Here is a 24677-nt window from a genome sequence, read left to right on the forward strand (position 1 = left end):
AAAAAGTAATTTTAGCAGGTCTAAAGTTACTTTTTATTTTTAGTACTTATTATTTTCTTATTTACTGAAGGTGCTAATGTTGGAAGACCTAATGATAATACTGCACCTATTTTCTTAACTGTAAATGCTCGTGTAGAAGTACATCCAGATAATCTTACTAAAATTATTAAAGAGGAAATTGATAGAGTATTTAAAGAAGTTGGATACAAAGAAGAAAAATTAAATGCTTTAATTCCAGGAAGACCAAATCCAACATTTAGATACAGAGAAATCGTAAAACTATAATTTTAGTAAAAATTATTAATCTATGATAAAATAAATATGAACTTAGTTGCTTGAGTTGTAAAATTCAAGCAACTAAATTTTTAGAAAAATTATGAAAGGAAAGAGCAAGGTGTCACTAAATAATATTAAAATAAGAGTTTCTGTAGGGAAATTTTATGATGACATATCAAAAAATAAAAAGAAAACAAAAGTAGATTCTAAAGCACTTAGTATGTTATTAGGTTATGATGAAGATATTATCAATGTATTTCCTGATGAAATAAATATGGGGCTTTCTTGTGGGAATCCAATTAACCACTTAAAAATTAAAGAAGGACAAACTCTAATTGATTTAGGTTGTGGCGCAGGTATGGATATTTTCGTTACAAAGATGAAAAATCCAAAAGTCGGAACTCTTTACGGTTTAGATAGATTGGACTCTATGTTGCAAAAAGCTCGTAAAGTAGTTGAAAGCAAGAACTTTGATAATATAGAATTTATTAAGGGTGAACTAATCGATATTCCTTTAGAGGACAAATCGGTGGATAGAGTTATTAGTAACTGTGTTATTAACCTTGAACCAGATAAACAACAAGTTTACAATGAAATCTATCGTATATTAAAAGATGATGGTATGTTTGTTATTTCTGATATAATTTTAAAACAAAGCTTACCAGAAAAGTGGAAAAATTCTGAAAAACTATATTGTACTTGAGTGGCCGGGGCTCTTCTGGAAGAAGAGATGGTCGATATTATAAAAAAAGCAGGTTTTACAAAATTTCAAGTTATCAGTTCAGATGTTACAGAAGAATATGCTGAAAAATGGGGTTATGGTAAGGGAATGAAAGACTATATACAAAGCGGGTTATTAATAGGTAGAAAATAATATAAAGCAGTATCTAAATAATAAACCAACTTTTAAAATTTTTTATAAGCAATATAAATTAGATAATGTCAAAAATAAAAGTAGCTAAAGTCTATGTTTAAACTAGATTTTAGTTACTTTTTATATAATTAATGATGAAATAAACTAAAGTAAGGAGTGTTGAGAAATGAGACTATTACTAGCAGAAGATGAAAGAGACTTAGCAGATGCTCTAGAAGCAATGCTAAAGCATAATAATTATTCGGTAGATACAGTTGATAATGGTCAGGATGCATTAGATTATCTGATGCTTGATGACTATGATGGAGCTATATTGGATGTTATGATGCCGAAGATGGATGGAGTAACAGTAGTTAAAAAATTGAGAGAAAATAAAAAAAATACACCTGTACTACTATTAACGGCGAAATCAGAAGTAGAAGATAAAGTATATGGTCTTGACAGCGGGGCTGACGATTATTTAACAAAACCATTTGTTATTAAAGAATTACTAGCACGTGTAAGATCTATGACAAGAAGACAGGCAACATTTACAAGTAATGTTCTTGAATTAGGAAATGTTAGTTTGAGTAAATATACTTTTGAGTTGTCTACTGATAAAGATAAAGTAAGACTATCAAATAAAGAATATCAAATGATGGAAATGCTAATGCGTAATCCAGGGAATGTTATTCAAACAGAACAATTCCTAGAAAGAATTTGGGGTTATGATAGTGATTCAGAGATTAATGTAGTTTGGGTTAACATTTCTTACTTAAGAAAAAAACTGAAAGCATTAGATGCTAATATTCAAATTAAAGCAACTAGAAATGTTGGATATACATTGGAGATAGTCGATGTTCAAGAGTCTTAGAAGAAAATTTGTTGCTTCGGCAGTAGTTAGTGTTGCAGTAGTTATAACCTTAATGGCAGTAACTCTAAATTTTATTAACTATTATAAGTTGGAGCAACGAATAGATGAAACACTATATGAAACGGCAAAATCACAAACATTAGTTGCCCTGTTCAAAGAAGGTGCAGAAAATGATTTAGTGATAACTAAAAATACATCTAGTGCTACTGATTCAACAGGTTTTTCTGTAGCGAAAGTAAATTCTGAAGGGAAGATAGAAAAGTCCTATCGAGATGATGCTTTGATTTCATCACAGAAAGATTTGCAAAGCTATGTTGATAAAATATATCACAGTGGACAAGAAAGTGGTTTTATAGGAAGTTATCGATATTTAAAAGCAGAAACTAAATCTGGGAATGTTATATTATTTTTAAATTGTCAGCGTGATCTAGCTTCTTATTATTCATTTGTTAAGAGCACAATAATTATATCTTCTATAGTTATCTTATCTGTACTTATAATTATTGTAATGGTATCGAAGAAAGTAATAGCTCCTATTCAACAGAGTTATACAAAGCAAAAACAATTTATAACAGATGCTAGTCATGAATTAAAAACACCATTAGCTATTATTAGTTCCAATACCGATGTATTAGAACTTGAGCATGGCAATTCTAAATGGACTAAAAATATTCAAAATCAAGTAGAACGTTTAACTAGTCTTGTTAATAGCTTAGTCGCTTTTAGTAGAATGGAAGAAAAAGATACAGTAGAAAGAGTGAAGTTCGACTTGACAAATACGTTAAAATCTCGTATAAATGATTTTAATGAATTAGCTAATTTCCAAAAGAAATTCATTGCTACAGATATTGACAGTAATCTTTATTATAACGGAGATCAACAAGCAATAATTCAACTAATGGATATTTTATTGGAAAATGCGATAAAATATGCACCGCAAAATAGTGATATAAATATTAGTCTTAAAAAAAATCGCCGCTATGCAACTATGAAAATTTCAAATAAAGCTAATGTAAAAAAAGGAGATTTACGAAAAGTATTCGATAGATTTTATCGTTTAGATGAATCAAGAAATAGCCACGTTAAAGGATACGGTATTGGTTTATCTATGGCTCAAGTAATTGCTGAAAAACATAAAGAAGTAATAAAAGCGTATGCTCCTAAAGATGGAATTTTCAGTATAGAAACGCGTTTTACACTAGATGAGAAGAAGTAGCTAGCGAAGGGATAGTACGAGATTAATTAAAAATTTATAAAAAAGATAAACTTATGATATAATAGTGACAAGATAAATTTTATCTTGTCTTTATTATGAAATTAGGAGGAGTTATTTATGAAGCCATTTAGTAGAACGGTAGAGAAGGTTTTAGCGTGGATTGCTAATGTTTTATTAATACTTTTAACAGGAGCTCTAGTGTATATTGTATTTTTTAAAACAGAGTTAATAAGAAATAATCCAGATATAATTCAGCAAGCAGAACAAATTTTTGCTAGTAATCCGAAAACAGCAAATTTAACACCAGAACAACGCATGGATTTAATGATAGCATCATTTATAACTTATGTTGTTATTTATATTATTGTGACAATATTAACTATTTTAGGGGCATTTTTAATGAAGAAGCCTGTCTTATCAGGAGTATTTTTCTTACTAGCTGCAATAGCTGTTGGGGTGACTTCTGTAGGATTGTTAATACCTATATACCTGTTGCACTTAATTGTAGCAATTATGTTATTTGTTAGAAAAGAACCAACAACAGAGTTTCCAGAACAACAGGGACAACAAGAAACAATAAGTTATCTATAAAATTATTTATAAAATGAGGTTAATTAAGTAGTAAAAATTAATTAACTTCATTTTTCTTTTAAATAATTTATGTGAAAGCAAGGTGAGAAGATTTTATAAATTTTCATAATGTGGTATAATTGTAACAGACAATTTGCAAAGGACATGCTATGGAAAGATATACTTATAATAAAGAATTAATAGAAAAATTGAATATAAAATACTTTATTGAAAAGTATAATTTAAACAATGAGAAGCATAATTTGGCAATTTTTTATGCGCTCAGCTCGATTTATGAGCATCATTGTAGAATAGAGCAAAAGATACCTACTAAAAATCTTCTTTTTGGTGATTATTATAGCTTTGTTTATTATAGTTTATTAAAGTATGATTTGGATAAATTAATATTATTAACAGATGTGATGAAAACAGGCTACCTAGGATTGACAAAATTAACTATAGATATAAACTCTTTTAATAGAACTATTATAAGTCAATGGTTTGATTTTTATAACTTAACTTTTGATGAAAAAGATAGCCAAGCTCTTATAAGTTTGTGATGGTGAAAAAAATGTTAAAACAATATGATACTTTAGTACAAGAGGTACTAGAAGATATTTTCGAAATCACTCGCAGTGATGATAAGAAACTAAATACAATAATTAAGGAATATTTTTTAAATGGTGGAAAGAGAGTACGTGTATTACTACTTTTGATATGTTCAAATCTAGGTGATTTTGAAAAAAATAAAAAAAATATTATAAGAATAGCAAGCATAGTTGAGATTATTCATACAGCTAGTCTTATACATGATGATATTATTGATAAAGCGAAAACTCGTCGTGGACAGACAACTATGAGTAGGGCTTATGGAGAAGAATATGCTCTTTACGTAGGTGATTATCTATTTGCAACGGCGCTAAGAGAGATTGCAGAATTTAAGGATGAAAGACTGCATATGTATTTATCTAATACTTTGAAAGAGCTTTGTATAGGAGAGATTATTCAAGAAGAAGGGTTATATAATATAAGAACAAGAAGAATAGATTACTTGAAGAAGATAAAAAGGAAAACAGCTATTCTTATTGCTTTTGCCACAAGTGCAGGTAGTATAGTTTCTTGTGCATCTAATGAAAATATTCAACGTAGTTATGCTTTTGGTTATTATTTAGGTATGAGCTATCAAATAATTGATGATTATTTAGATTTTGCTGGGGGAAGTGAAACTTTAGGTAAAGAAATAGGTCAAGATTTAATAAACGGAAATATAACTTTACCAGCAATTATCGCAAGAGAACATAACTCAGCTTTGTTTAAAAATTTTTCGAAAGATTCTAGTTTAGAAGAAAAACAAAATATAATTAAATTTATAAAAAATACTGGAAGTATTTTGAATGAAACTTTAGAGATAAGTCAACGTTATTTAGAAAAAGCATTGCTTAATATAGAAAATTTAGGAAATGACAATGTAAAAGAAGAATTAGTATTCGTTATGGATAAGCTAGCAAGGAGAGAAAATTAAATGGATATTGAACAATTTTTAGAAGAATTAAAAGAGATAGACTTTAGTGTCTTAGATAGAGAACAACAGGAAAATTTTCGTTCTATCTTATTTGACAATGGATTATTTGAAGAGTGCTTGGAGCTGTCTAAAATAATTTATGAACAAAATAAAGAAGACGATGCTGCAATAGAAGGATATGTACACAATTTACAGTACTTGGACAAAAAAGATGATGCTTTAGTAGTATTATATAATGCTCCGAAGACACCATCTATTTTATACCAAGAAGGGCTAATCTATATGGAAGATGGATTGTATGAAATTGCCGAAGAAAAATTTCTTCAAGCTCGTCGTGGAACAGATTTTGATGAGGCAATTCGCGCTATCGATAAGGAACTTGTTGCGATTTATTTAACAACAGGTCAAGAAGAAAAGGCAAAAGATTTAAGTGAAAGAATTTTCCATGAAGAACAAACGCTAGAAAATTTCAAAATAGCTTTTGATAATTTATTTGCTTTAGGACGTTTTGATGATGCTATTGAGTTTTACGACCAATACGGAAAAGGATATGAAGATGCTGGAATATTATTCGCATTAGCATTTGCATATAATCAAACACAAAACTTAGAAAAATCTAAGATGCATTTATTAAAAACTATTGTGTTAGATTCAGATTTTACTGAAGCCTATTTACATCTAGGTCACATGTCTAAAGGTGAAGAAGCAAAAAATTATCTTGAGAAATATCTGGAACTTCAAGGTGTGGCTATGAGTGCATATTTACATTTAATTTCTCTTTATAAAGATGATGAAGAATATGATAAGATTCGCGTTATGATGCAAAATATTTTGAAGACTTTGGGGATCTCAGAAGAAACATTATTTATTACAATAAATGCTTTAAAAGCTTTGTATGAATATGATAAAATCTATGAATTATACAATGAACATTCGTTAATTAAGGATGATCCTATCCTTTTAGGAGCGGCACTTAATGCATTATCTGAGGAAGAAGATTATATTGATTTTGTTGAAGAAGAAGCGGTGACTTATTTTAATGTTCTTCATGATGAACCTACGTATTTAGAGACATTGAGAAATGTTTATGATTTAACAGCTAGCAAAAGAGTATTAGAAATAATTCAGCATTTTGAACATCATCATGGTCCCCACGGACATAGTCATTAAAGAATACAAAAAAGGAGGTAGGTATATTGAATTACAGTTTTAAAGATATTCATTCAAGGGCTCGAGTAGCAATTGAAACAGATAAGTATGTGATATACCAAACATTAAAATCAAAGCTGTATTTTAGTGGAAATTACCTACTTATGAAGAAAATACCAGAAACAATCGAAGAATTAGACTATTATGTTTCTGCGTGTAGGAATTTTTTTAGGGAAAAAGGTGTGAATTTTATTCACTTGGCTTCCCAAGAAAATATGACACTCTCTAGAAAATTAAAAAAATATTTGAAAAAAGAGAATTATACAGAGATAAATTTAGATTTATACTATTTAGATGTTGATGATTTTATAGAACAAAAAGATAGTGGATATAATATAAGTTATTTGACAAGAAAAGATTTGAATAATTATTTGGAATTCCAATATAAAGTAGACTTGGAATCTAGTGATGAGGAGTGGGCAGAGCATAATCAAGATCTTCTTTATGAAGATATTAGATCTGATAATATAAAACAACTAATTGCTAAAGATGGAGATAAAATTATTGGAACTGCTAATATTATTGTAAAAACAGATTTTTTTGAAATTGATAATTTATATGTAGCACATGAATATAGACGAAAAGGTGTTGCTATGCATTTAATTAACTATGCGGTGAAAAATGAACAGAAGAAAAATGTTTTATTAGTTGCAGATGCTAATGATACACCTAAATATATGTATGAAAAAATTGGTTTTAAGAAAAACTCTGAACAAGACTTTTATTTAAAAACAAAATTTTAAATAAATTAAACAGGAAAGGGGAATCTGCTCTTTTCTGTTTTCAATTTATAAAGTTGTATATTATTAGTGATAAATATATTGATGAATTGTAAGATGTGTAGTAAACTAAATATGGGAATGTTCGTGAAAAGGATGTGAATAAGAAATTGAAAAAAATAATGAAAAGAATATTAAAGTTTTTTATTGAATCACTAGCAGTGGTTTTAATTGTTTATGGAGTATTTTCAGCGGGTGGTTATTTAAAAGCGAAGAAAGTCGTGAAAAACAAAGAAACCACTCAGCAAATAGAACAAAATGAAAACAAAGAACAAAAACAAGAAGAGAAGAAAAAATTAGATACTATTGAGCTAGATAAGGCTATGAAAAATATTATATCTAAGTATAAAGCAAATAATGAGATAGGAATAGTTTATAAAAACTTTTCAACGGGATATAGGTTTTCAGAAGATGATGAACGTTATTTTGCAGCAGCAAGTACTATTAAGGTAGTCTATGCGATGAAAATATATGATCGAATAAATGCAGGAGAAATACGCAAAGATGATGATATTAAATACGATTCTAAATATTTAGAAGAGGGAGCTGGAGAAATAACTAATCAAGAGAAGAAAGATAGTTACAAACTTGATTATGTTATTCAAAATATGATTCAGTATTCTGATAACACCGCAACTAAAATGTTAATAGGAAATACTGCGACTGCAACAGATATTCTTGTAAAGTATTTTGCTAAGTTAGGAATAACACTACCTCCAGCAGAGGCTGCCCAAAATAGGATAACTCCAAGAATGATGGAAGCTGTATGGACAAAATTATATAATGAAAGAGACAAGTATCAAGATTTAATAAAATATTTGGAAGCTTCTAGTGATAATGAATGGATAAAACAAGGGATTCCAGATAAGAAAATTGCAAGCAAATACGGTGGAATAGATGCTAATATGCATGATACGGCCATTGTTTTTGGCGATCAAGATTATATGTTGTTAATATACACAAATAATCTTAAAAATTCTGCAAATAGCATAATAGATATTTCAAAAGAAATAAATAAGTTAACAGAAAATAATATGTAAAAGTTGAAAAGAATAATTAGGAATTATTTTTATAAAACTAGCTCTAGGTTTGTATAGAAATAATATTTCTGATTATTCTTTTTATTTGATGTATTTATAATGTACTTGAGGAAACAAATATGATATAATATTTTAGTTACATAAAAATGGTAGAACAACTAGATAGAAGGAGAACCAAATGACAACATTTGAAGAATTAGGAGTTAGTAGAGAAATAGTAGAATCACTAACTAATATGAACTTTGTATCTCCTACTGGTATTCAAACAGAAACAATTCCATATGTATTATCAGGAGTTGATATATTAGCACAAGCACAAACAGGCTCAGGAAAAACAGGAGCCTTTGGGATACCAATAGTGGATACAGTAAGAAAAACAGAAGAATTACAATCGTTGATTTTGGCACCAACGAGAGAATTAGCTCAGCAAGTAGGAGAGCAGCTACGTCTAATGTCGAGAGTTAAGGGGCTTAAGGTTAGTATAATTTTTGGTGGCACAAGTATTGAAAGACAAATACAAGATTTAAAAAAACGCCCTCAAATAATAGTAGGAACACCTGGCAGGGTAATAGATCATATTAATAGAAAAACTATAAGGTTAGAAACACTGACCCATTTAGTATTAGATGAAGCAGATGAAATGCTAAATATGGGATTTATCGAAGATGTTAGATTTATCTTATCAAAAATAACATCACGCCACCAAACGCTATTATTCTCAGCAACTATGCCCAAAACTATTATGGAACTTTCAAAAGACTTTATGAAAGATTATAAACTAATAAAAACGATGAGTGATGAGGATCTTAATCCGAATATCACTGAGTTTGCAACAATAGCGCGAGAAAACGAAAAATTAGAAACTTTAATAGGATTCCTAGATGTCCAAAATCCTAATTTAGCTATTGTTTTCGGTCGTACTAAACGTCGTGTTGATGAATTATCTAGTGCATTAATCGCAAAAGGATATTTAGCAGAAGGTTTACATGGAGATATAACACAGTCAAAACGTTTAGAAATTTTACGTAAATTCAAAAATAATTCATTACAAATATTAGTAGCAACAGATGTTGCTGCAAGAGGAATAGATATCAGTGATGTAACTCATGTTTATAACTTTGATATCCCTCAAGATACAGAGAGTTATACACATAGAATTGGTCGTACAGGACGTGCGGGGAAATCAGGAGTAGCTGTGACATTCTTAAATCCAATAGAAATGCCATATTTAAAAGATATAGAAGCTTCTCGTGGCGAAAGAATGAAAATGTTGCGACCTTATACTAATGAAGAAGTAAAAAAAGCGCGCTACAACAAAATGTTTGAAGAAGTAGTTTCAGAATTAGGTAATAATCATGTTGAGTTTAATAGTTTAGCAAATAAATTAATGGCAGAAGCTAATGCTGAAAAAATTATTACCGTGCTTTTAAGTAAGCTGATTAATGATAAAAAAGATGTGGATATCGAATTATCATTTGAAAAACCTCTTCCACGTAAACAGGAAAAAACGCGTAGAAACAGTCGCTCAAATGACAGAAGACGCCGAGATAATCGTGATAAAAAGCCTCGTAATGAACGTCGTAGCCCAGATAAAAAATTCTTCGATAAAAAAGGAAGAAGAATGCAGAATAAGTAGTAAAGATTTGATAAAGATCACGAGATTGTGGTCTTTATTTTTTTTATACTTTGATGTAGAATAATAGTAGGTAATGAGAAAAGTGCGTTTAATTTCAGTATGTGAGGAGATTATTATGAGAGTCGAACTAATATCAGTGGGAACAGAACTTTTACTAGGTGATATTGTTAATACAAATACAGCTTATCTATCTAAAGAACTAGCAGCTCTAGGAATAGGAGTTTATCGTCAAACAACAATTGGAGATAATAGTGAACGTTTGTTACAAACTTTAGATACGGCATTTTCAGAAAATGATACTGTTATTATTACTGGCGGTCTGGGGCCAACTGATGATGATATTACAAAAGAATGTGCAGCTCAGTATTTTGGACGTGATTTTTATTTTCATGAATATTCTTGGGTTAAAATATTAGAAAGATTAACACGTTCAGGCCGCAATATAATAACAGACAATAATAAAAAACAAGCAATGATTCCTGAAGGAGCAATTGTGTTAGAAAACTTTTGTGGGACAGCTCCAGGTATAATAATAGAAGAAGATAATAGAAGGATTATTTTAATGCCAGGACCACCGCGCGAAATGAAAGATATGTTTGAAAAAAGTGTTCGCCCATATTTACAAAAATTAAGTACCAACAAATTTGTCTCTAAATATGTAAGATTTTATGGCATAGGAGAATCATTATTAGAAACTAAAATTAAACATATTTTAGATAATCAAACTAATCCTACATTGGCATTATATGCAAAAACTGGTGAGGTATTACTACGAATCACAGCCAGTGCAAGTACTTTTGAAGAGGCAGAAGAACTAATAACGCAACAGTTAAAAGAAATAGAAAAACTTGTAGGAGAATATATTTATTTAATTGGTGATGAAGATATATCTAGTAGCCAAACTGAATTACATAGTGTTGTTGCGAACCTACTTATTGAAAATAATTTAACATTATCAATTGCAGAGTCTTTAACAGGTGGATTATTGACATCAATGTTAGTGGAAAAGAGTGGTATCTCAAATTCGTTGTTAGAGGGAATTGTTTGTTATTCTAATGACTCGAAGATTACTGCCTTAGGTGTTAAAGAGCAAACACTAGAGAGGTTTGGTGCAGTAAGTGAGCAAACGGTTCGTGAGATGGCTGAAGGTGTTGCTCGCCGTTTAAATAGTGATTTTGCAGTAGCAACAACAGGTATAGCTGGACCAAATAGGGATGCTAGCAATAAACCAGTAGGACTAGTGTATATTGGATTATATAGTAAAGGAAAAGTAGATGTGGTAGAATGTCTATTTACCGGAGATAGAGAATTAATACGTACAAGAACGTGTACTAGAGCGTTAGATGAATTGAGAAAAATTATTTTAAAAAGCTTATAGTTTTCTCTTGTAAAATAATGTACTTTTTTGTATAATTAATAAAAAGAATTTAAAGGAGATTTTTATGTATACAATGAACTTATCTAGTTTGGAGTCCCCGGATCCCAGGTTCTCGCAAGACGATGAATATTCCCAGGACTTCAATACAGAAATAGACTATGAAAACGAAATTTTATCAGATTATGCAGATGAAGGATATAATGAGATAGAATTTTCTACTCCAGATGAGGAGTTTTTAGATTACTCTAATGAGATGTTCCTTTATAAGGAATATTCGTATGATTTTGCAGATGACTACGAATATGATGAAGTTAGTATATCTAATGATCAAATAATGTTAGAAAATATCGGTGAGATTTAGTTAACATTAATAATAAAAAGGAGATTGGCTTATAAGCAAAAATTTTAAAAAAGTTTTTCCTTATAGGTCAATTTTTTGTAGAAAATATACGATAATTAAGTTTAATTTTAGCAAGTTTTAGTATAATTTTATTGCAGAATAGATTATAAATAAACTATGATAGAAATAGATATAAAAAGAAAGGAGGAGAAACATGCGTTGTAAAAAGTTTTTGGTAGGATGTTTAATGTGTTGCGGTTTTATATCACTTTCGGATAACCATATTATAAAAGCAGATTACTTTACAGATTATAATACAACTGTTTTAGACAGTATTATGAAGCCAAATATTTTTGACTTTGATATTTTCTCTAAAAGTAGTAGATACACTCCTCCTGAAATAAAAAATAGTATGTACTCAGAAAATATAAATGAAATTGATTATAATGCAGAGTTACTTAGCTATAAGAAAAATTCTTATAATTATTTAATATTCTATTCATTGGATGATAATAATATACCAAATGAGCTTTTTAGGGTTCCAATAGTTAATAGTGGAGATGGAAAAATAGTAGATAAGAAGTTATTAAAAAAACTTTTGAAACCTAATAATACTATAATAATGAATGTTATGAGTTTTGATATTGATGATAAGGGAAATATAGAAAATCTGAAACATTCACCGACTAGTAAAGAATATTATACTAAAAAGACATTAAATTTAGTTGTAAAAGAGGGGAATAAAGAGGTAGTCAATAGAATCATAAGTTTAGGGAATGAAGCAAAAGATAATAAAGTTCTTGTTTATCCTTATGAACTAGAACAATATTATCGTCCTAATAAATATTATTCATATACAAATGAAGAGATATTTGTTGATGGAGAGCAGAAAGAGCCAAATAAATTAGAGGTAGGATATACAGCTAAAAAGATAGAAGTAAGTCTTAGTAAAAACAAAGAGTATTGGAAAAATGTGAAAATAGTATACCCAACAGAATATAGTAAAGAAAATACTACATATGATGTTAAGAAAGATACTAGTTTAGGTGAATTTTTAAAAGAGAATGCTCTAAAAGAAAAATTTGATAGTAATAATGACTATGAGTTTATTGGATATTACATGAATAATAAGGAGCTTAAAACAGTACTTAAATCAAAAATTACAGATGATATAGAGATAAATGCTAAATTTAAGACAAAAATAATATTAGATAATGGTGAAAGTAAAAAAGAATCGATATTGTTAACTGGTGACAAGTTGTCAGGTGTAGATGAAAGCTTTTTTGATAAGCCTAAATATCATGTAGAAAACTATACAATTTACAGTAAAAAAGACAATAAGAAAATTAAAGATATAGAAAAATTAAATGACGAAGTTGTTGATGAGAGTGTAATAATCAAAGCAAATTACAAAGAAAATACTAATATTGTTAGTGTTCGCCAAGATGAATATAACAAGCGCTTTGGAAAAGTAGATGATTCTATTAGAGATAAAGATATAGAGTGGACTCAAACCAAAAAAATTGGTGAATTATTAACACAACTTAGGGAAAAAATAAAGCCTAATACAGGATATCAAGTATTTTTCAGAATAAGTAAAAAAATAGTAAATGAAGAAGAATATTTAACAAATGATGTTGTTCTAGAGATATATTTTAAAAAAATAGAAGAAGAATGGGTAACTGTTAAGTTCTTAGGAAAAGGAATTGATAAATTTTTATCTGATGGTCAGGAAGTTCTTGTAAATTCTAGGATTGATAGTATGATTAATTTACCTACTGCTACCGGAGAAACTTCGAGAGAATTTTTGGGATGGCAAGCTAATAGTGATTATTTAATTGTGGGTGAAGATTCTATCAAACATCGTGTTTCAAAAAATGCATTGCTTCAAACAAATGAATTAGGTTCAGTGATTACAGAAAAAGGTAAAAATTTAGAATTTACAGCTGTATATAGAAAATTGTTTAATGTTGAATTTGAAAAAACACCGGTGGGAAGTATTACCCTATCCAAAGAAACGGAAAATATGTTAAAAGTTGATGAATTCAACAGTATTGGAGATGCTACTAAAAATAATAAAATAATAGTAGTACCGAGAGCGGGTTATAGTTTATCATATTTCGTTGCTGATAAAAATGTTAAGGTTAATGTAGGTAATGGGACGAAAGAAATTTTCGCAGGACAAAGAATAGAAGAAAAAGATCTTTATAATATAGTTCCAACAACAGACTTGAAAATAACACCTATTTTTAAATGGACATTATCTTCTGGAAAATTAGAAGATATGATAGAAAATAATAAAATAAACACAGTGGAAGATGCACTTAATTTAGAGTTAGAATCAGCCGAGAATATAAGAAATATATTAGGGCCATTTTATTATTTAAGATAGATATAATATAAATTAAAATCAGAGAAAGGATGTACTCTGATTTTAATTTTATAATTAAGCAGATTTATTGAATTAATACACTGAATAATGCATAATAATCGTATAAAGATTGGACACGTTTCTAATCTTCTACTTTATAAAATTGTTATGAATAAATATAATACTATTATATATTAAATATAAATGTAATAGTTTATAGAGGGTATAAAGAGACAGATTAAACAAAAGAGGTGAAAAATATGGTTAAACATTATGACTATATAGCAATAGGAGGAGGAAGCGGTGGTATCGCTTCTATAAATCGTGCGGCAATATATGGCGCAAAAGGATTATTAGTAGAAGGTAATGAACTTGGTGGAACATGTGTAAATGTTGGATGTGTTCCTAAAAAAGTTATGTGGCATGCCTCACAAATATCAGAGAGTTTAAATCTTTATGCAGCTGATTATGGTTTTAGTTTTGATAATGTTGAATTTGATTTTTCAAAATTAATAGGGAATCGTTCGGCGTATATTGACCGTATTCATGGTGCATATGAACGAGGACTTAGTAACAATAAGGTAGATGTAGTAAAAGGCTACGCTAAGTTTGTTAATAAAAACACTGTTGAAGTAAATGGTGAACAATATAGTGCAGATCACATACTAATTGCTACAGGTGGGAAACCAACAATTCCTAATATTGAGGGAGCGGAGTATGGTATTACATCAAATGAAGTATTTGCTTTAAAAAAACTTCCAAACCGTATAGCAGTAGTTGGTGCGGGATATATAGCTGTTGAGCTTGCAGGAGTATTTAATGGATTAGGAGTAGATACACACTTGTTTGTTCGACGTGATCGACCACTTAGAACATTTGATCGTGATATTGTTAATACTTTGGTAGAGGTTATGGAAAAAGAAGGACCAAAACTCCACACACAAGCAATCCCTAAAAAAGTGATTAAAAATGAAGATGATAGTTTAACATTAGTTCTTGAAGATGATCGTGAAACTATAGTTGATATGTTGGTATGGGCGATAGGAAGAAGCCCACTATCAGCTGAACTTAATCTGGAAGCTGCAGGAGTAGAAGTAGATTCACGAGGATATATTCCGACTGATAAATATCAAAATACAAATGTAGAAGGAATTTATGCAGTAGGAGATGTTACAGGACGTCTTGCATTAACACCAGTGGCTGTAGCAGCAGGTCGCAGATTGTCAGAAAGATTATTTAATGATAAAACAGATGAACATTTAGATTATACTAATGTTGCAACTGTAGTATTTTCACATCCAGCAATTGGATCAATAGGTTATACAGAGGAAGAAGCAATAAAAGAGTTTGGAGAAGAAAATATTAAGGTTTATAAATCTACATTTACTCCAATGTACTCAGCAGTAACGTCTAACCGTCAGCCAAGTGTTATGAAGCTTGTTACTTTAGGAAAAAAAGAAAAAGTAATTGGACTTCATGGGATAGGATATGGTGTTGATGAAATGATTCAAGGGTTTGCTGTTGCTATTAAAATGGGGGCAACAAAACGTGATTTTGATAATACGGTAGCAATCCACCCAACAGGTTCAGAGGAATTTGTAACAATGAGATAAATAACAAAATAAACTAACTGTTTTAGTTTTAACTATAATAGTTAGTTTATTTATTTTAGTATAAAGTAAAACCCTATCTATAGTATCTAAAAGCAGATAAGAGATAGGGTTAAAATTCACCATTTTCTAGGAAATTTTTCAGTTTTTTCTGAGTTTCTTCACTCATTCTTATATGTCGATTTTTTAAATTTCTGGAATTGTGATTTTTAGTTAGTTTTGAAACAGTTTGTTTTCTTTCTTTTAACTCTTTGATGAATCTATGACAGTCACGAAGTATTGCTCCATAACCAAGCGCCATATCTCGTTCATCATTATCATCACTTACAACAATAATATCAATAAAATGTTCAATTCTAAGTTCTTTTGTTTTTTTCTCAATCCATTGATCAGCTTTTTCTCCAGTTTTTGTATAAACAATAGTAATAGGAGGTTCTTCTTTTATATATTCTTTTGATCTTGTTAAGTAAGCATCAAAAATACAATAAACAATATAATTATTTCCTCCTGCGTATTCGCGCAAAATATCAATAAGCATATCTCGTTCAGTAGGGAAAGTAGAACTTTTTATAAGCCCATATTCTTTCATACGAAAAAGGAGATTGTAACCATCGATAAATAAATATTGTTTTTTCATATAAACACCTCCTATGAGATTGTTTTTTTCATATCAATATGTTGTATTCCAGCTTCTAGGTAGACGGTGTCGTTAGCGCGCGTATAACCCAGCTTCTCATAAAACTTCTCAACATGAAGTTGAGAGCTAAGTTCTATAGTGAAAGGAGCAGGTACAGTAGATTTACTTGCAATTAATGTTATAACACTTTCACAAGCAGAAATAAGTTTAGCTCCTAATCCTAGACCTCGATGCTGTTTAGCTATTGCAACGCGCTTAATATGAATAACATTTGTATCTAAATCGGTAATACGAGCGACACCAACAAGTTTTTCATTATCGTAGTAACCGATATGAACGGTACTACTAAGATAATCTTTTTCATCAATTTCTATTTCAAACGGAACGTTTTGCTATTTTACAAAAACTTCTTTACGAAGAGCGAAACCGAGTTTTAAATCTTTTTCGTTATTTAAAATTTTAATCATTGAATTTAATTCTTTCATACATTATTATTCCAGCTGCTACAGATACATTCAGACTTTGAACTTTTCCTAACATAGGAAGATGATATAAGAAGTCACATTCATTAGTTACAACTTTACTCATTCCTTCTCCTTCATTACCAACAACAATAACTAATGGTACATCTTTTGCAATTTTAGTATAGTCTTCTGAACGTTCTGTAAGGGTAGTACCTGCAATCCAAAATCCTTTTTCTTTTAATTTTTTAATTGCATCAATAAGACTAGAAACACGGATGACAGGCATATGTTCTATTGCTCCGGCTGATGCTTTAACAGCGGTTTGACTAACTACGGCTGCACGACGTTTTGGAATAATTACACCTTTAACCCCACTAGCTTCTGCAGATCTAATAATTGCTCCAAGATTATGTGGGTCTTCAATATGGTCTAATAGTAACAATGTAGTATTTTTATTGATTTCTATTTTATTTAAAACTTCATCCAATTCAAAATAATTGTAAGGAGCGACGAAAGCTATAACTCCTTGATGGCGTTCTGTTGTAGAGTTGTCAAGTTTTCTTTTTGGTACTTCTTGACAAACAATTTTTTTCTCATTAGCAATGGAGAAAATAGCTTTAAGACGTCCTTTTTCAATTCCCTCTTGGAAAAGAATTTTATTTATTTCACGCCCAGATTTTATTGCTTCCAAAATTGCATTTCGACCAGCGATAACTTCTTTGTCGGCGTCTACTTCTATATTTTGATTATTCTTTTCTTCTTTATTTTTAGAACGTAATTCTTTGTAGTATTTATTGTTTTTCTTCATATAGATTTATGATGTAATTAAACATTTCCTCCAATCTTTCAAAGTTTTTTTCTAAATATAGGTAACCAAAAACAGCTTCTAAACCAGTTGCAAGCTTATATTCCATAATGCTAGCATTTTTTGCTTTAGAATTATTTTTTTGGTTTTTCCCGCGAATATATATGCTTTCTTCAATATCTGTTAAAATATTATTTTCCAGAATATTTTTCATAAAACTAGCTTGAGCACGTGCAGAAACTAGTGTTGAAACTGTACGATGAAGATCATTAATTTTACCAAGATGATTTTTCATAACGTACTCTCTACTCATAATATCGTAGATACTATCTCCGATATATGCAAGTGCTAATGCTTGCATTTGTTCAGGGGATGAGAAGTTTTTTTCAGTAAATTTAAAAGTTATATTTTTTTCCATCTTACTCCTTGTTTTGTATCTTCAAGGATAATTCCTTGTTCTTTAAGGTCATCACGTATTTTGTCAGCTAGAGCAAAATCACGATTTTTTCGTGCATTTTCACGCTCTTCAATTAGTTTTTCTATGTGACTATCTTCTAAAGAGTTATCGTCTTTAACATTAATTCCTAAAATAGAGCTATATGTATCAAAAGCAGCTTTCAGAAGTTCAAGGGTTTCTTTATTAACTTCATCTTGTGCTGTATATGAATTAGTTATTCTAACAACTTCGTACCAAGATGATAGCGCGTTTGCTGTATTGAAATCATCTTGCATATATTCTTCAAATTTTGCAAGTTCATTAGAGACCAAAGCAACAACTTCATCATCTAATTTTTCAACAGTCATTTCATTATTTAATCTAAATTCTAAATTTTGGTATGAAGTTTTTAGTTTTTCAAAGTTAGTTTTAGCTAATTCAATATTTTCTAATGTATAGTTGATTGGTGTTCTGTAGTGAACAGTTAGCATAAATAAACGTAGAACCATTGGATCAATTTCAGAGATTATGTCTTTAACAAGACGGAAGTTACCAAGGCTTTTACTCATCTTAACATTATCAATATTAATAAATGCGTTGTGCATCCAGTAATTGCTAAATGGAGCGTGATTGTGACATTCAGATTGTGCGATTTCATTTTCGTGATGTGGGAAAGTTAAGTCTTGTCCACCAGCATGAATATCAATAGTATCTCCAAGAGTTTCTTTTGCCATAACAGAGCATTCGATATGCCAACCAGGACGACCTTCACCAAAGGGACTAGCCCATTTTACTTCACCAGGCTTTGCTTTTTTCCAAAGGGCGAAATCAAGAGGATCTTCTTTATGTTCACCAACTTCTATGCGTGCGCCACTAATTAAATCATCAATAGATTGTTTGCTAAGTTTGCCATAATCTTCTTTTTTACGAGTTCTGAAATAAACATCACCGTTAGATTCATATGCGAAACCTTCTTCAATAAGCTTGGCGATGAAATCAATAATTTCTTGCATGTATTCAGTTACACGAGGATTTTTAGTTGCGCGTTTACAACCAAGAGCATCATAATCTTTAAAAAAGGCGGTAATATATTTATCAGTTAATTCAGAAGTAGAAATTCCTTCTTCATTACTTGCTTTGATAATTTTGTCATCAACATCTGTAAAGTTAGAAATAAATTCTACTTCATAATCACTATGTTCTAAATATTTGCGAACAACATCAAATACAATTATAGGACGAGCATTCCCTATATGGATGTAATTATAAACAGTAGGGCCGCATACATACATTCTTACTTTATTTTCTTCAATTGTTTTTAAAACTTCTTTTTGTTTTGTCAATGTATTATAAAGTTTAATCATACATAACTCCTTTGCCAAGTAGTAATTATTTTTAAAAATAAAGACTAATAAAAAAATAATTAATATAAAAAATCATTACTTAAATTTTAACACAAAATCAGAATAAATTAAATTATAAATTTATATCCTCATATTCCTTGAAATTTTTCTATTTTGTATTAAAATCGAAAAATATTTTTAATATGATACTAAACGTTTTAAACCGTTAGTATTACAAGATTTTATGTTTTTGGTTATTTCTAAATATATACATAATATAACAAGTTTTCGGAGTAGTTTCGGGGAGTAAAAATAAATGTTGTGCCAGTAGTTTTATAAGTTAATAAGGGCTTTTTAATTAAGAAGCGGTATTTTTTTGCCTTAAGATATTTTTTAAATTTTATCCTAAAATAACTAATATAAAAAACTATTTGTAGTTAAATTTTATATAATAAAAATCTGAACATATACAACATTTGTAGTAGTTCAGACTTTAATTATAATTATTTATATACTTCTTTTCTATGTTTGAAGTTAATAGCAATTATTAGAAGTTTATCATCTTCAATTTTAGTTATTAATCTATAATCACCTATTCTATATCGCCAATAGCCTTTTTTATTTCCTATCAGTGCTTTACCTTTTATTCTAGGTTCAGTGGTATTTTGTAGATTTTTTTCAATCCAGTTAAATAAAGCTTTTAAGGTTTGTTTATCTAGTTTTTTTAAATCTTTTTTTATCTTATCATCAAATACAACCTTATACATTTATATTTCTAACTCTTTCTTTAGTTCATCAAAAGAAATTAGGTTAACTTCATTTCTTTCTTCACGTTCTTCAAAATCTTTAATTAACTGCATATCATATTCATCTTCTATTTTCTCAAGTGCTAATTGTTTAATTGCTGTTGAAAGTTTACCACCATAAAGGTTTGCTACTGAATTAAATATTTTTTCTTCTTCTTGATTTAATCTTACAGTTAAAGTAGTCATTGTTATTTCTCCTTTACATGTGTTACTTTTGTAATACAATTATATAATGATTATAAGTATTTATCAAGTAAAAATATATAATTTTTATAAGTTTTTTGTTGATTTCTAATTGCTTTTTTATGTTAAACTCTCATATTGATTTTTATTTTTCGATATGCTATAATCATTGATATAAATAGTTTTGTCTTTTAAAAAAGCTATCCAAAATTTTAATGGATAGTCCTTTTTTTATACCCTTTTTTTCCAATAATCATTAGTAGCGGAAAAAAATTGAGAATAGAGGGGGGCAGGTTGGTCGATAGAAAAAGCTAAATTTCATACTATTTTATAGGGGGGGAGTGTATCCAACAAAAAGGATATATTTTTCATCTCAATTTAACTAACTAAAATAAAAACTCTAATTAATTATAAAAGCTCATTGCCTTTATTATTTTAAAACATTTAACAACAAAATGAATTAAACTAATTATTTGTTTTATTAAAAAAATTAATAATTATTTGATTAATATAAAACAATAGTTATTTCTGTTTTCTTCTGCATTATCTTTTTATTTACACTTACCTTTTGTTTATACTTTTATAAATCTTTTTTTTCGTCTTAACTAATTAAATTAATTAAAACAATATAATATAATATTATCTACTAAATACTAATGTATATACAGTTTGTAGACTTCATGGAATTAGTGGTTAATAGATACTACATAAGAATACTCCTATATTGTCTTTGTACTTAAGATTAACTTGATATTATTGTGTATGTAAATCAGTTGTAAAACTTGCTGTATCTCACTAAACTAGTTTAAAGATACTTCAAATTAAAATGTTACTTTATTTTCCTTCAATTTATTTTCTTTCTGATTATTATCTTTCTAACCTCATAAGATATGTTAGATAGCTTCAGTTTTTTGTATAAGATTTTATTAGATAAAAAGATTTTCAATAAATATAAATAGTTCATAAAAGTAAGAATGTTTATTTATCAATGTTTTCATTTAATATTTATCTAGACTATTAAAAAATAAATAGGTGCAATTTGCGTATAAAAAGTAGATGTTCACTTATTAGGTGTATGCTATACTAATATATTTCTAGGGGTACAAAATAAAAAACTTACTAATTAATTATTAGCAAGTTCTTTTTATATTCTCCGCTTCTTCATATTAACCATTTAAACAGCTTCTAAGCGTTGTATATTTCAAATACTATATTTGTATTGGTTTAACTTTTAAAAGGCTATAGCGTTTAAAATAAGATGTTTTAATTGAAGTTTACTGTACAGAAATACTTATTTAATTTCTAAGTTTATATTTTACGCTTTATACGCTTTATAACTCTTTTTTATTTTTTAAAAAGTGTATGCTTCAAAAGTTGATATAATAGTATTTTTTGAGTTTTTTCACGCTTTACGCTTTAATTCTTTTTAAACTCTTATATATATAATATACACTATACTAACTATATACATATTATATTATATTTAGTTAGTGTATAAAGAGTAAAGCGTATTTTTTATTATAAAACCAGTTGTATCAAGGTTTTTAAAGGTACGCTTTATTTTTCTTTGTAAAAGCGTATAAAGCGTAAACCTTTATATAAAGCGATTTTAAAAGCGTTACTCAAGTTTTCTAACAAAACCTTTTAAACCTCGTTTACTATATGTACGTTTTATACTTTCGGATTTTTCCCAATTAGGTAGATTATTCATCACCTTATTAATTTCTTTAGCTAACGTGTTACCTCTTAAATCTGTATGGAAGCTTGAACCATCTCCCAGTAGAAAATGTAATTCACCAGTTGTGATATCCATTATTTTAGTCTGGGCTGGAAATGCACTATCTCCTTTACCATATGAAATATAATCATTTACATGGTTATAAAACATAAATCGGCTATTATTATTACTTATAATCTCTTTCCAGGTATTAGGCACATGCATATCTAGAACATCTATTATTCTTTCTTCTAAAGGGTTAAACTCTAATGCTCCATTAGTTAATTTCTCCATATACAACTTTGTTTCATCTGATATTAATAATGTTTCTTTGTTTAAATACCATTGATAGACTTCAGCCCATAACTGCAATATGTATTCATCTTCTATCTCCCATATTGGCTTTTTAATTCTATCTTTATCACAATACATTAACCAATATCTTCGGTTACCAGTCCTATCTTTTAGTATTTCTTTATTGTTAGTAGTGCCTAAGACTGTAAAAACTCTAGGATAATCTACAGGGTCTGTTGCATACTTTTTACGTACTGTATCTTTTGTAGCACTCAACCACGCTTTAAAGCTATCACTATCAGTTTTTATCATTGTACTAAGTTCAGATAGTTCAACTAGCCATGTTCTCATAACTTTGAATGTTGTTTCATCACTTAATTTATCAGTTATATCAGTGTAATGACCTAACGATAAACGCTGTAAGGTGGTACTCTTTCCTAAACCTTGTCCACCTTGTAAAATAATCATTTCATCAAATTTAGTACCAGCTTCAAATAATCTTGTAAGGCTTGCTAGTAGCCATTTTCTAGTACATTCACGATTATAAATATTATCTTCTACACCTAACACATCTATAAAGAAACTTTCTGCCCTTTGTTGTCCATCCCAGTTAGTAGCAAGTATCTTTTCTTTAATAGGGTGATACTTAAAACCTTCACTAGCACTAACTATTGCTGTTTCTAAGTCAATTGGTTTAGCTTTTAAATTAAACCTTTTTTCTATATCCATTCTAAGTAATTCTTTATCTCTCTTTTCTAAAGGTTTAATTTTTCCGTGTTTATCTATAATCTCTATAACATCAGTTAGTTCATTGTATTTAATAGCTACAATAGATAATATAATTTTTTCAAGATTTTCTAATGTTCTAATTACTTTCCCTCTTTCATCTATTGTTATTTCTAAGCTATCGTTATTAACTGCATAAGGTAGAGTTATTTTTTGTTGAGTTTTTTGAAACTTACTTAAAAAGGTATACCTATTCTTAAAATAGTCTATATTGCCATTCGCTCGGGCTATTTCTCCGTTAAGTTCTTTTAAATTATTCTCTCTCCATTCATTATTGTTTAAAGCTAACAACTCTATACAATCAATGGCTGTATCGTACTCTATTTCACCACTAACCACGCTTTTAGCTATAACTGTTAAACAAGATAAGTAATATTTATTTCTTTCTTGTAACTTGTCTTGTTCATTCTCAATATACTTTTTCATTATAGAAATAGCTTGATTATGTGATACCTTAGTAAATGTTTCGGTAGGCTTAATCGGATGTTTCTTCTCTTCTTTAAGCGCTTCTTGTACTGGATAAGGGTTCCCGTCTAAATGCTTAACAAATATATACTCATTACCACGTACTTCAATAGGTAAACCTTGTGCTTGCGACCATGTATAACTGCTAGTATCATAATTAAGCTGTATCAATGCCATAACATGTTGTATAGTCGCTTTGTATTCATCTTTGAGTATTTTCCTACTAGGTTCTAATATAAGCCTTAAACGTGGATTATTTGGCTTGTGTGAGATACTAGAGTAAAGTAAGTATTTATATTTCTGTAGTCGGCCTTGTATTGTGTTAACCGCTTCTTCAGATGTTTTCCCTGTATCTTCTATATCGATTACTATTAAATCCCTTGAATTTAAATTACTATCGTTTCTTGTGTAGCTTCCGTCCGCATTTGGTGTAATATCTCCACTAAGAAAATACAACATCTTACTAGCTTTATAATTCTTAATATTAGTATCTTGCTCAATAGTAGGTACAAGGGTATTAGAAAGGGTCTGTAACGGTGTTTCGCTATTAAATGCTGTTAGTTTATTGGTTTTATAGCCTGTTTGTCTGTATATCAAATTATACCACCGCCCTTACATTTCAATTCTCAAGGTAGTTTCATCTTTCTTATATGTATCTTTTAGTTTTTCTAATATTTTAACTGTTGTTTCAAAAGCACTTTGGGTTTGTATCTTTAAAATCTCTAAGTCAGTAGGTCTATCGATAATTTTTCCAACTTCTAACATTTCTTGATACTTTGTTAAAATCCCAATTTCTACATCAATAATTTTGTTTCTAAAGGTTTCACTATCTTTTATTTTTTGGCACTCCTCAACCATATATTTTAAGGTTGGTGCTATTGTTAAGTAAGTTTTAACAAATGATAATAACAATGTATTATCATGAAGCAAAGTTTCTAATGTTACTTCATTGGTGTTTTCTTTGTTAATTATCTCATTTGCTAACTCTTCTAATAAATAAAGTTCTTCAGTCTTAATTTCATTTTTATATTGTTCTATTTTCATTTTGCTTTCTCCATGTTTTCTTT

25 protein-coding genes are annotated in these 24677 nt (G+C 29.1%); 15 read left to right on the forward strand and 10 right to left on the reverse strand.

Annotated features, from left to right (window positions below; genetic code table 11):
- Window positions 1-26: 26 nt before the first annotated feature.
- Window positions 27-209, reverse strand: coding sequence for a hypothetical protein (locus tag O3802_RS04680; RefSeq protein ID WP_371458503.1), 183 nt, complete (start codon window positions 207-209; stop codon window positions 27-29).
- A gap of 185 nt (window positions 210-394) precedes the next feature.
- Here O3802_RS04680 and O3802_RS04685 point away from each other — a divergent pair, with 185 nt between their 5' ends.
- The 15 genes from O3802_RS04685 (at window position 395) to gorA (ending at window position 15677) form a co-directional block, all read left to right on the forward strand.
- Window positions 395-979, forward strand: coding sequence for a methyltransferase domain-containing protein (locus O3802_RS04685; protein WP_371458504.1), 585 nt, complete (start codon window positions 395-397; stop codon window positions 977-979).
- Window positions 980-1150 carry a class I SAM-dependent methyltransferase gene (locus O3802_RS04690; protein ID WP_371458505.1) on the forward strand — a complete coding sequence of 57 codons (171 nt, stop codon included), beginning with the start codon at window positions 980-982 and terminating at the stop codon, window positions 1148-1150.
- A 166-nt stretch (window positions 1151-1316) separates the two neighbouring features.
- Window positions 1317-2003, forward strand: a complete 687-nt coding sequence (locus O3802_RS04695) for a response regulator transcription factor (RefSeq protein ID WP_004633111.1) — start codon at window positions 1317-1319, stop codon at window positions 2001-2003.
- Complete coding sequence (locus tag O3802_RS04700; protein WP_371458506.1) at window positions 1987-3219, forward strand: sensor histidine kinase; 1233 nt, start codon at window positions 1987-1989, stop codon at window positions 3217-3219. Before O3802_RS04695 ends, O3802_RS04700 begins: the two co-directional genes overlap by 17 nt.
- A gap of 117 nt (window positions 3220-3336) precedes the next feature.
- Window positions 3337-3810 carry a DUF4064 domain-containing protein gene (locus O3802_RS04705; RefSeq protein WP_371458507.1) on the forward strand — a complete coding sequence of 158 codons (474 nt, stop codon included), beginning with the start codon at window positions 3337-3339 and terminating at the stop codon, window positions 3808-3810.
- Window positions 3811-3959: 149 nt separating this feature from the next.
- On the forward strand, window positions 3960-4349 hold the full coding sequence (locus O3802_RS04710; RefSeq protein WP_371458508.1) for a hypothetical protein: 390 nt from the start codon (window positions 3960-3962) through the stop codon (window positions 4347-4349).
- Window positions 4350-4360: 11 nt separating this feature from the next.
- Window positions 4361-5311 carry a polyprenyl synthetase family protein gene (locus O3802_RS04715; RefSeq protein ID WP_371458509.1) on the forward strand — a complete coding sequence of 317 codons (951 nt, stop codon included), beginning with the start codon at window positions 4361-4363 and terminating at the stop codon, window positions 5309-5311.
- Window positions 5312-6481, forward strand: a complete 1170-nt coding sequence (locus tag O3802_RS04720) for a tetratricopeptide repeat protein (protein ID WP_371458510.1) — start codon at window positions 5312-5314, stop codon at window positions 6479-6481.
- Between the two features lie 26 nt (window positions 6482-6507).
- Window positions 6508-7263, forward strand: a complete 756-nt coding sequence (locus tag O3802_RS04725; protein ID WP_371458511.1) for a GNAT family N-acetyltransferase — start codon at window positions 6508-6510, stop codon at window positions 7261-7263.
- Between the two features lie 158 nt (window positions 7264-7421).
- Window positions 7422-8339 carry a serine hydrolase gene (locus O3802_RS04730; protein ID WP_371458512.1) on the forward strand — a complete coding sequence of 306 codons (918 nt, stop codon included), beginning with the start codon at window positions 7422-7424 and terminating at the stop codon, window positions 8337-8339.
- 178 nt (window positions 8340-8517) lie between these two features.
- The gene (locus O3802_RS04735) at window positions 8518-9975 is read left to right on the forward strand and encodes a DEAD/DEAH box helicase (RefSeq protein ID WP_371458513.1); all 1458 of its coding nucleotides are present in this window, start codon (window positions 8518-8520) and stop codon (window positions 9973-9975) included.
- 115 nt (window positions 9976-10090) lie between these two features.
- Window positions 10091-11353 (forward strand): competence/damage-inducible protein A, encoded by a 1263-nt coding sequence (locus O3802_RS04740; RefSeq protein WP_371458514.1) that lies wholly within the window; start codon window positions 10091-10093, stop codon window positions 11351-11353.
- A gap of 64 nt (window positions 11354-11417) precedes the next feature.
- Window positions 11418-11714, forward strand: a complete 297-nt coding sequence (locus O3802_RS04745; RefSeq protein WP_371458515.1) for a DNA topoisomerase IV — start codon at window positions 11418-11420, stop codon at window positions 11712-11714.
- A 193-nt stretch (window positions 11715-11907) separates the two neighbouring features.
- Window positions 11908-14085, forward strand: coding sequence for a hypothetical protein (locus O3802_RS04750; RefSeq protein ID WP_371458516.1), 2178 nt, complete (start codon window positions 11908-11910; stop codon window positions 14083-14085).
- A gap of 239 nt (window positions 14086-14324) precedes the next feature.
- Window positions 14325-15677: a glutathione-disulfide reductase gene (gene gorA / locus O3802_RS04755; RefSeq protein ID WP_371458517.1), complete on the forward strand. Its 1353-nt coding sequence runs from the start codon at window positions 14325-14327 to the stop codon at window positions 15675-15677.
- 109 nt (window positions 15678-15786) lie between these two features.
- Here the strand turns inward: gorA and O3802_RS04760 are convergent, their stop codons facing one another.
- The 9 genes from O3802_RS04760 to O3802_RS04800 all read right to left on the reverse strand — a co-directional run bounded on the left by O3802_RS04760 (window position 15787) and on the right by O3802_RS04800 (window position 24654).
- Window positions 15787-16311, reverse strand: a complete 525-nt coding sequence (locus tag O3802_RS04760; RefSeq protein ID WP_276686359.1) for an NYN domain-containing protein — start codon at window positions 16309-16311, stop codon at window positions 15787-15789.
- A gap of 11 nt (window positions 16312-16322) precedes the next feature.
- Entirely contained in the window at window positions 16323-16685 is a 363-nt protein-coding gene (locus O3802_RS04765) for a GNAT family N-acetyltransferase (protein WP_371458591.1), read from the reverse strand.
- Between the two features lie 85 nt (window positions 16686-16770).
- Window positions 16771-17583: a 23S rRNA (guanosine(2251)-2'-O)-methyltransferase RlmB gene (gene rlmB, locus O3802_RS04770; protein ID WP_276767272.1), complete on the reverse strand. Its 813-nt coding sequence runs from the start codon at window positions 17581-17583 to the stop codon at window positions 16771-16773.
- Window positions 17567-17998: a Mini-ribonuclease 3 gene (locus O3802_RS04775; RefSeq protein WP_276686356.1), complete on the reverse strand. Its 432-nt coding sequence runs from the start codon at window positions 17996-17998 to the stop codon at window positions 17567-17569. The genes rlmB and O3802_RS04775 overlap by 17 nt, the downstream gene beginning before the upstream one ends.
- Window positions 17983-19380, reverse strand: a complete 1398-nt coding sequence (gene cysS / locus O3802_RS04780; protein WP_371458518.1) for a cysteine--tRNA ligase — start codon at window positions 19378-19380, stop codon at window positions 17983-17985. Before cysS ends, O3802_RS04775 begins: the two co-directional genes overlap by 16 nt.
- Window positions 19381-19862: 482 nt before the next feature.
- Window positions 19863-20126 carry a type II toxin-antitoxin system RelE family toxin gene (locus O3802_RS04785; RefSeq protein ID WP_343012032.1) on the reverse strand — a complete coding sequence of 88 codons (264 nt, stop codon included), beginning with the start codon at window positions 20124-20126 and terminating at the stop codon, window positions 19863-19865.
- Complete coding sequence (relB, locus tag O3802_RS04790; protein WP_343012033.1) at window positions 20127-20351, reverse strand: type II toxin-antitoxin system RelB family antitoxin; 225 nt, start codon at window positions 20349-20351, stop codon at window positions 20127-20129.
- A 1615-nt stretch (window positions 20352-21966) separates the two neighbouring features.
- The gene (locus tag O3802_RS04795; protein ID WP_371458519.1) at window positions 21967-24207 is read right to left on the reverse strand and encodes a VapE domain-containing protein; all 2241 of its coding nucleotides are present in this window, start codon (window positions 24205-24207) and stop codon (window positions 21967-21969) included.
- 15 nt (window positions 24208-24222) lie between these two features.
- Window positions 24223-24654: a hypothetical protein gene (locus O3802_RS04800; protein ID WP_371458520.1), complete on the reverse strand. Its 432-nt coding sequence runs from the start codon at window positions 24652-24654 to the stop codon at window positions 24223-24225.
- Between the last annotated feature and the right edge of the window lie 23 nt (window positions 24655-24677).

The sequence above is a fragment of the Gemella sp. 27098_8_92 genome, assembly GCF_041433685.1.
Classification (GTDB): Bacteria; Bacillota; Bacilli; order Staphylococcales; family Gemellaceae; genus Gemella.

Bases quoted from the DNA above. Each gene is read 5' to 3' on its own strand.
- O3802_RS04695 (WP_004633111.1), top strand. From the start codon at position 1,317: ATGAGACTATTACTAGCAGAAGATGAAAGAGACTTAGCAGATGCTCTA.
- O3802_RS04700 (WP_371458506.1), top strand. From the start codon at position 1,987: ATGTTCAAGAGTCTTAGAAGAAAATTTGTTGCTTCGGCAGTAGTTAGT.
- O3802_RS04705 (WP_371458507.1), top strand. From the start codon at position 3,337: ATGAAGCCATTTAGTAGAACGGTAGAGAAGGTTTTAGCGTGGATTGCT.
- O3802_RS04710 (WP_371458508.1), top strand. From the start codon at position 3,960: ATGGAAAGATATACTTATAATAAAGAATTAATAGAAAAATTGAATATA.
- O3802_RS04715 (WP_371458509.1), top strand. From the start codon at position 4,361: ATGTTAAAACAATATGATACTTTAGTACAAGAGGTACTAGAAGATATT.
- O3802_RS04720 (WP_371458510.1), top strand. From the start codon at position 5,312: ATGGATATTGAACAATTTTTAGAAGAATTAAAAGAGATAGACTTTAGT.
- O3802_RS04730 (WP_371458512.1), top strand. From the start codon at position 7,422: ATGAAAAGAATATTAAAGTTTTTTATTGAATCACTAGCAGTGGTTTTA.
- O3802_RS04735 (WP_371458513.1), top strand. From the start codon at position 8,518: ATGACAACATTTGAAGAATTAGGAGTTAGTAGAGAAATAGTAGAATCA.
- O3802_RS04740 (WP_371458514.1), top strand. From the start codon at position 10,091: ATGAGAGTCGAACTAATATCAGTGGGAACAGAACTTTTACTAGGTGAT.
- O3802_RS04745 (WP_371458515.1), top strand. From the start codon at position 11,418: ATGTATACAATGAACTTATCTAGTTTGGAGTCCCCGGATCCCAGGTTC.
- O3802_RS04750 (WP_371458516.1), top strand. From the start codon at position 11,908: ATGCGTTGTAAAAAGTTTTTGGTAGGATGTTTAATGTGTTGCGGTTTT.
- gorA (WP_371458517.1), top strand. From the start codon at position 14,325: ATGGTTAAACATTATGACTATATAGCAATAGGAGGAGGAAGCGGTGGT.
- O3802_RS04760 (WP_276686359.1), bottom strand. From the start codon at position 16,311: ATGAAAAAACAATATTTATTTATCGATGGTTACAATCTCCTTTTTCGT.
- rlmB (WP_276767272.1), bottom strand. From the start codon at position 17,583: ATGAAGAAAAACAATAAATACTACAAAGAATTACGTTCTAAAAATAAA.
- O3802_RS04775 (WP_276686356.1), bottom strand. From the start codon at position 17,998: ATGGAAAAAAATATAACTTTTAAATTTACTGAAAAAAACTTCTCATCC.
- cysS (WP_371458518.1), bottom strand. From the start codon at position 19,380: ATGATTAAACTTTATAATACATTGACAAAACAAAAAGAAGTTTTAAAA.
- O3802_RS04785 (WP_343012032.1), bottom strand. From the start codon at position 20,126: ATGTATAAGGTTGTATTTGATGATAAGATAAAAAAAGATTTAAAAAAA.
- relB (WP_343012033.1), bottom strand. From the start codon at position 20,351: ATGACTACTTTAACTGTAAGATTAAATCAAGAAGAAGAAAAAATATTT.
- O3802_RS04800 (WP_371458520.1), bottom strand. From the start codon at position 24,654: ATGAAAATAGAACAATATAAAAATGAAATTAAGACTGAAGAACTTTAT.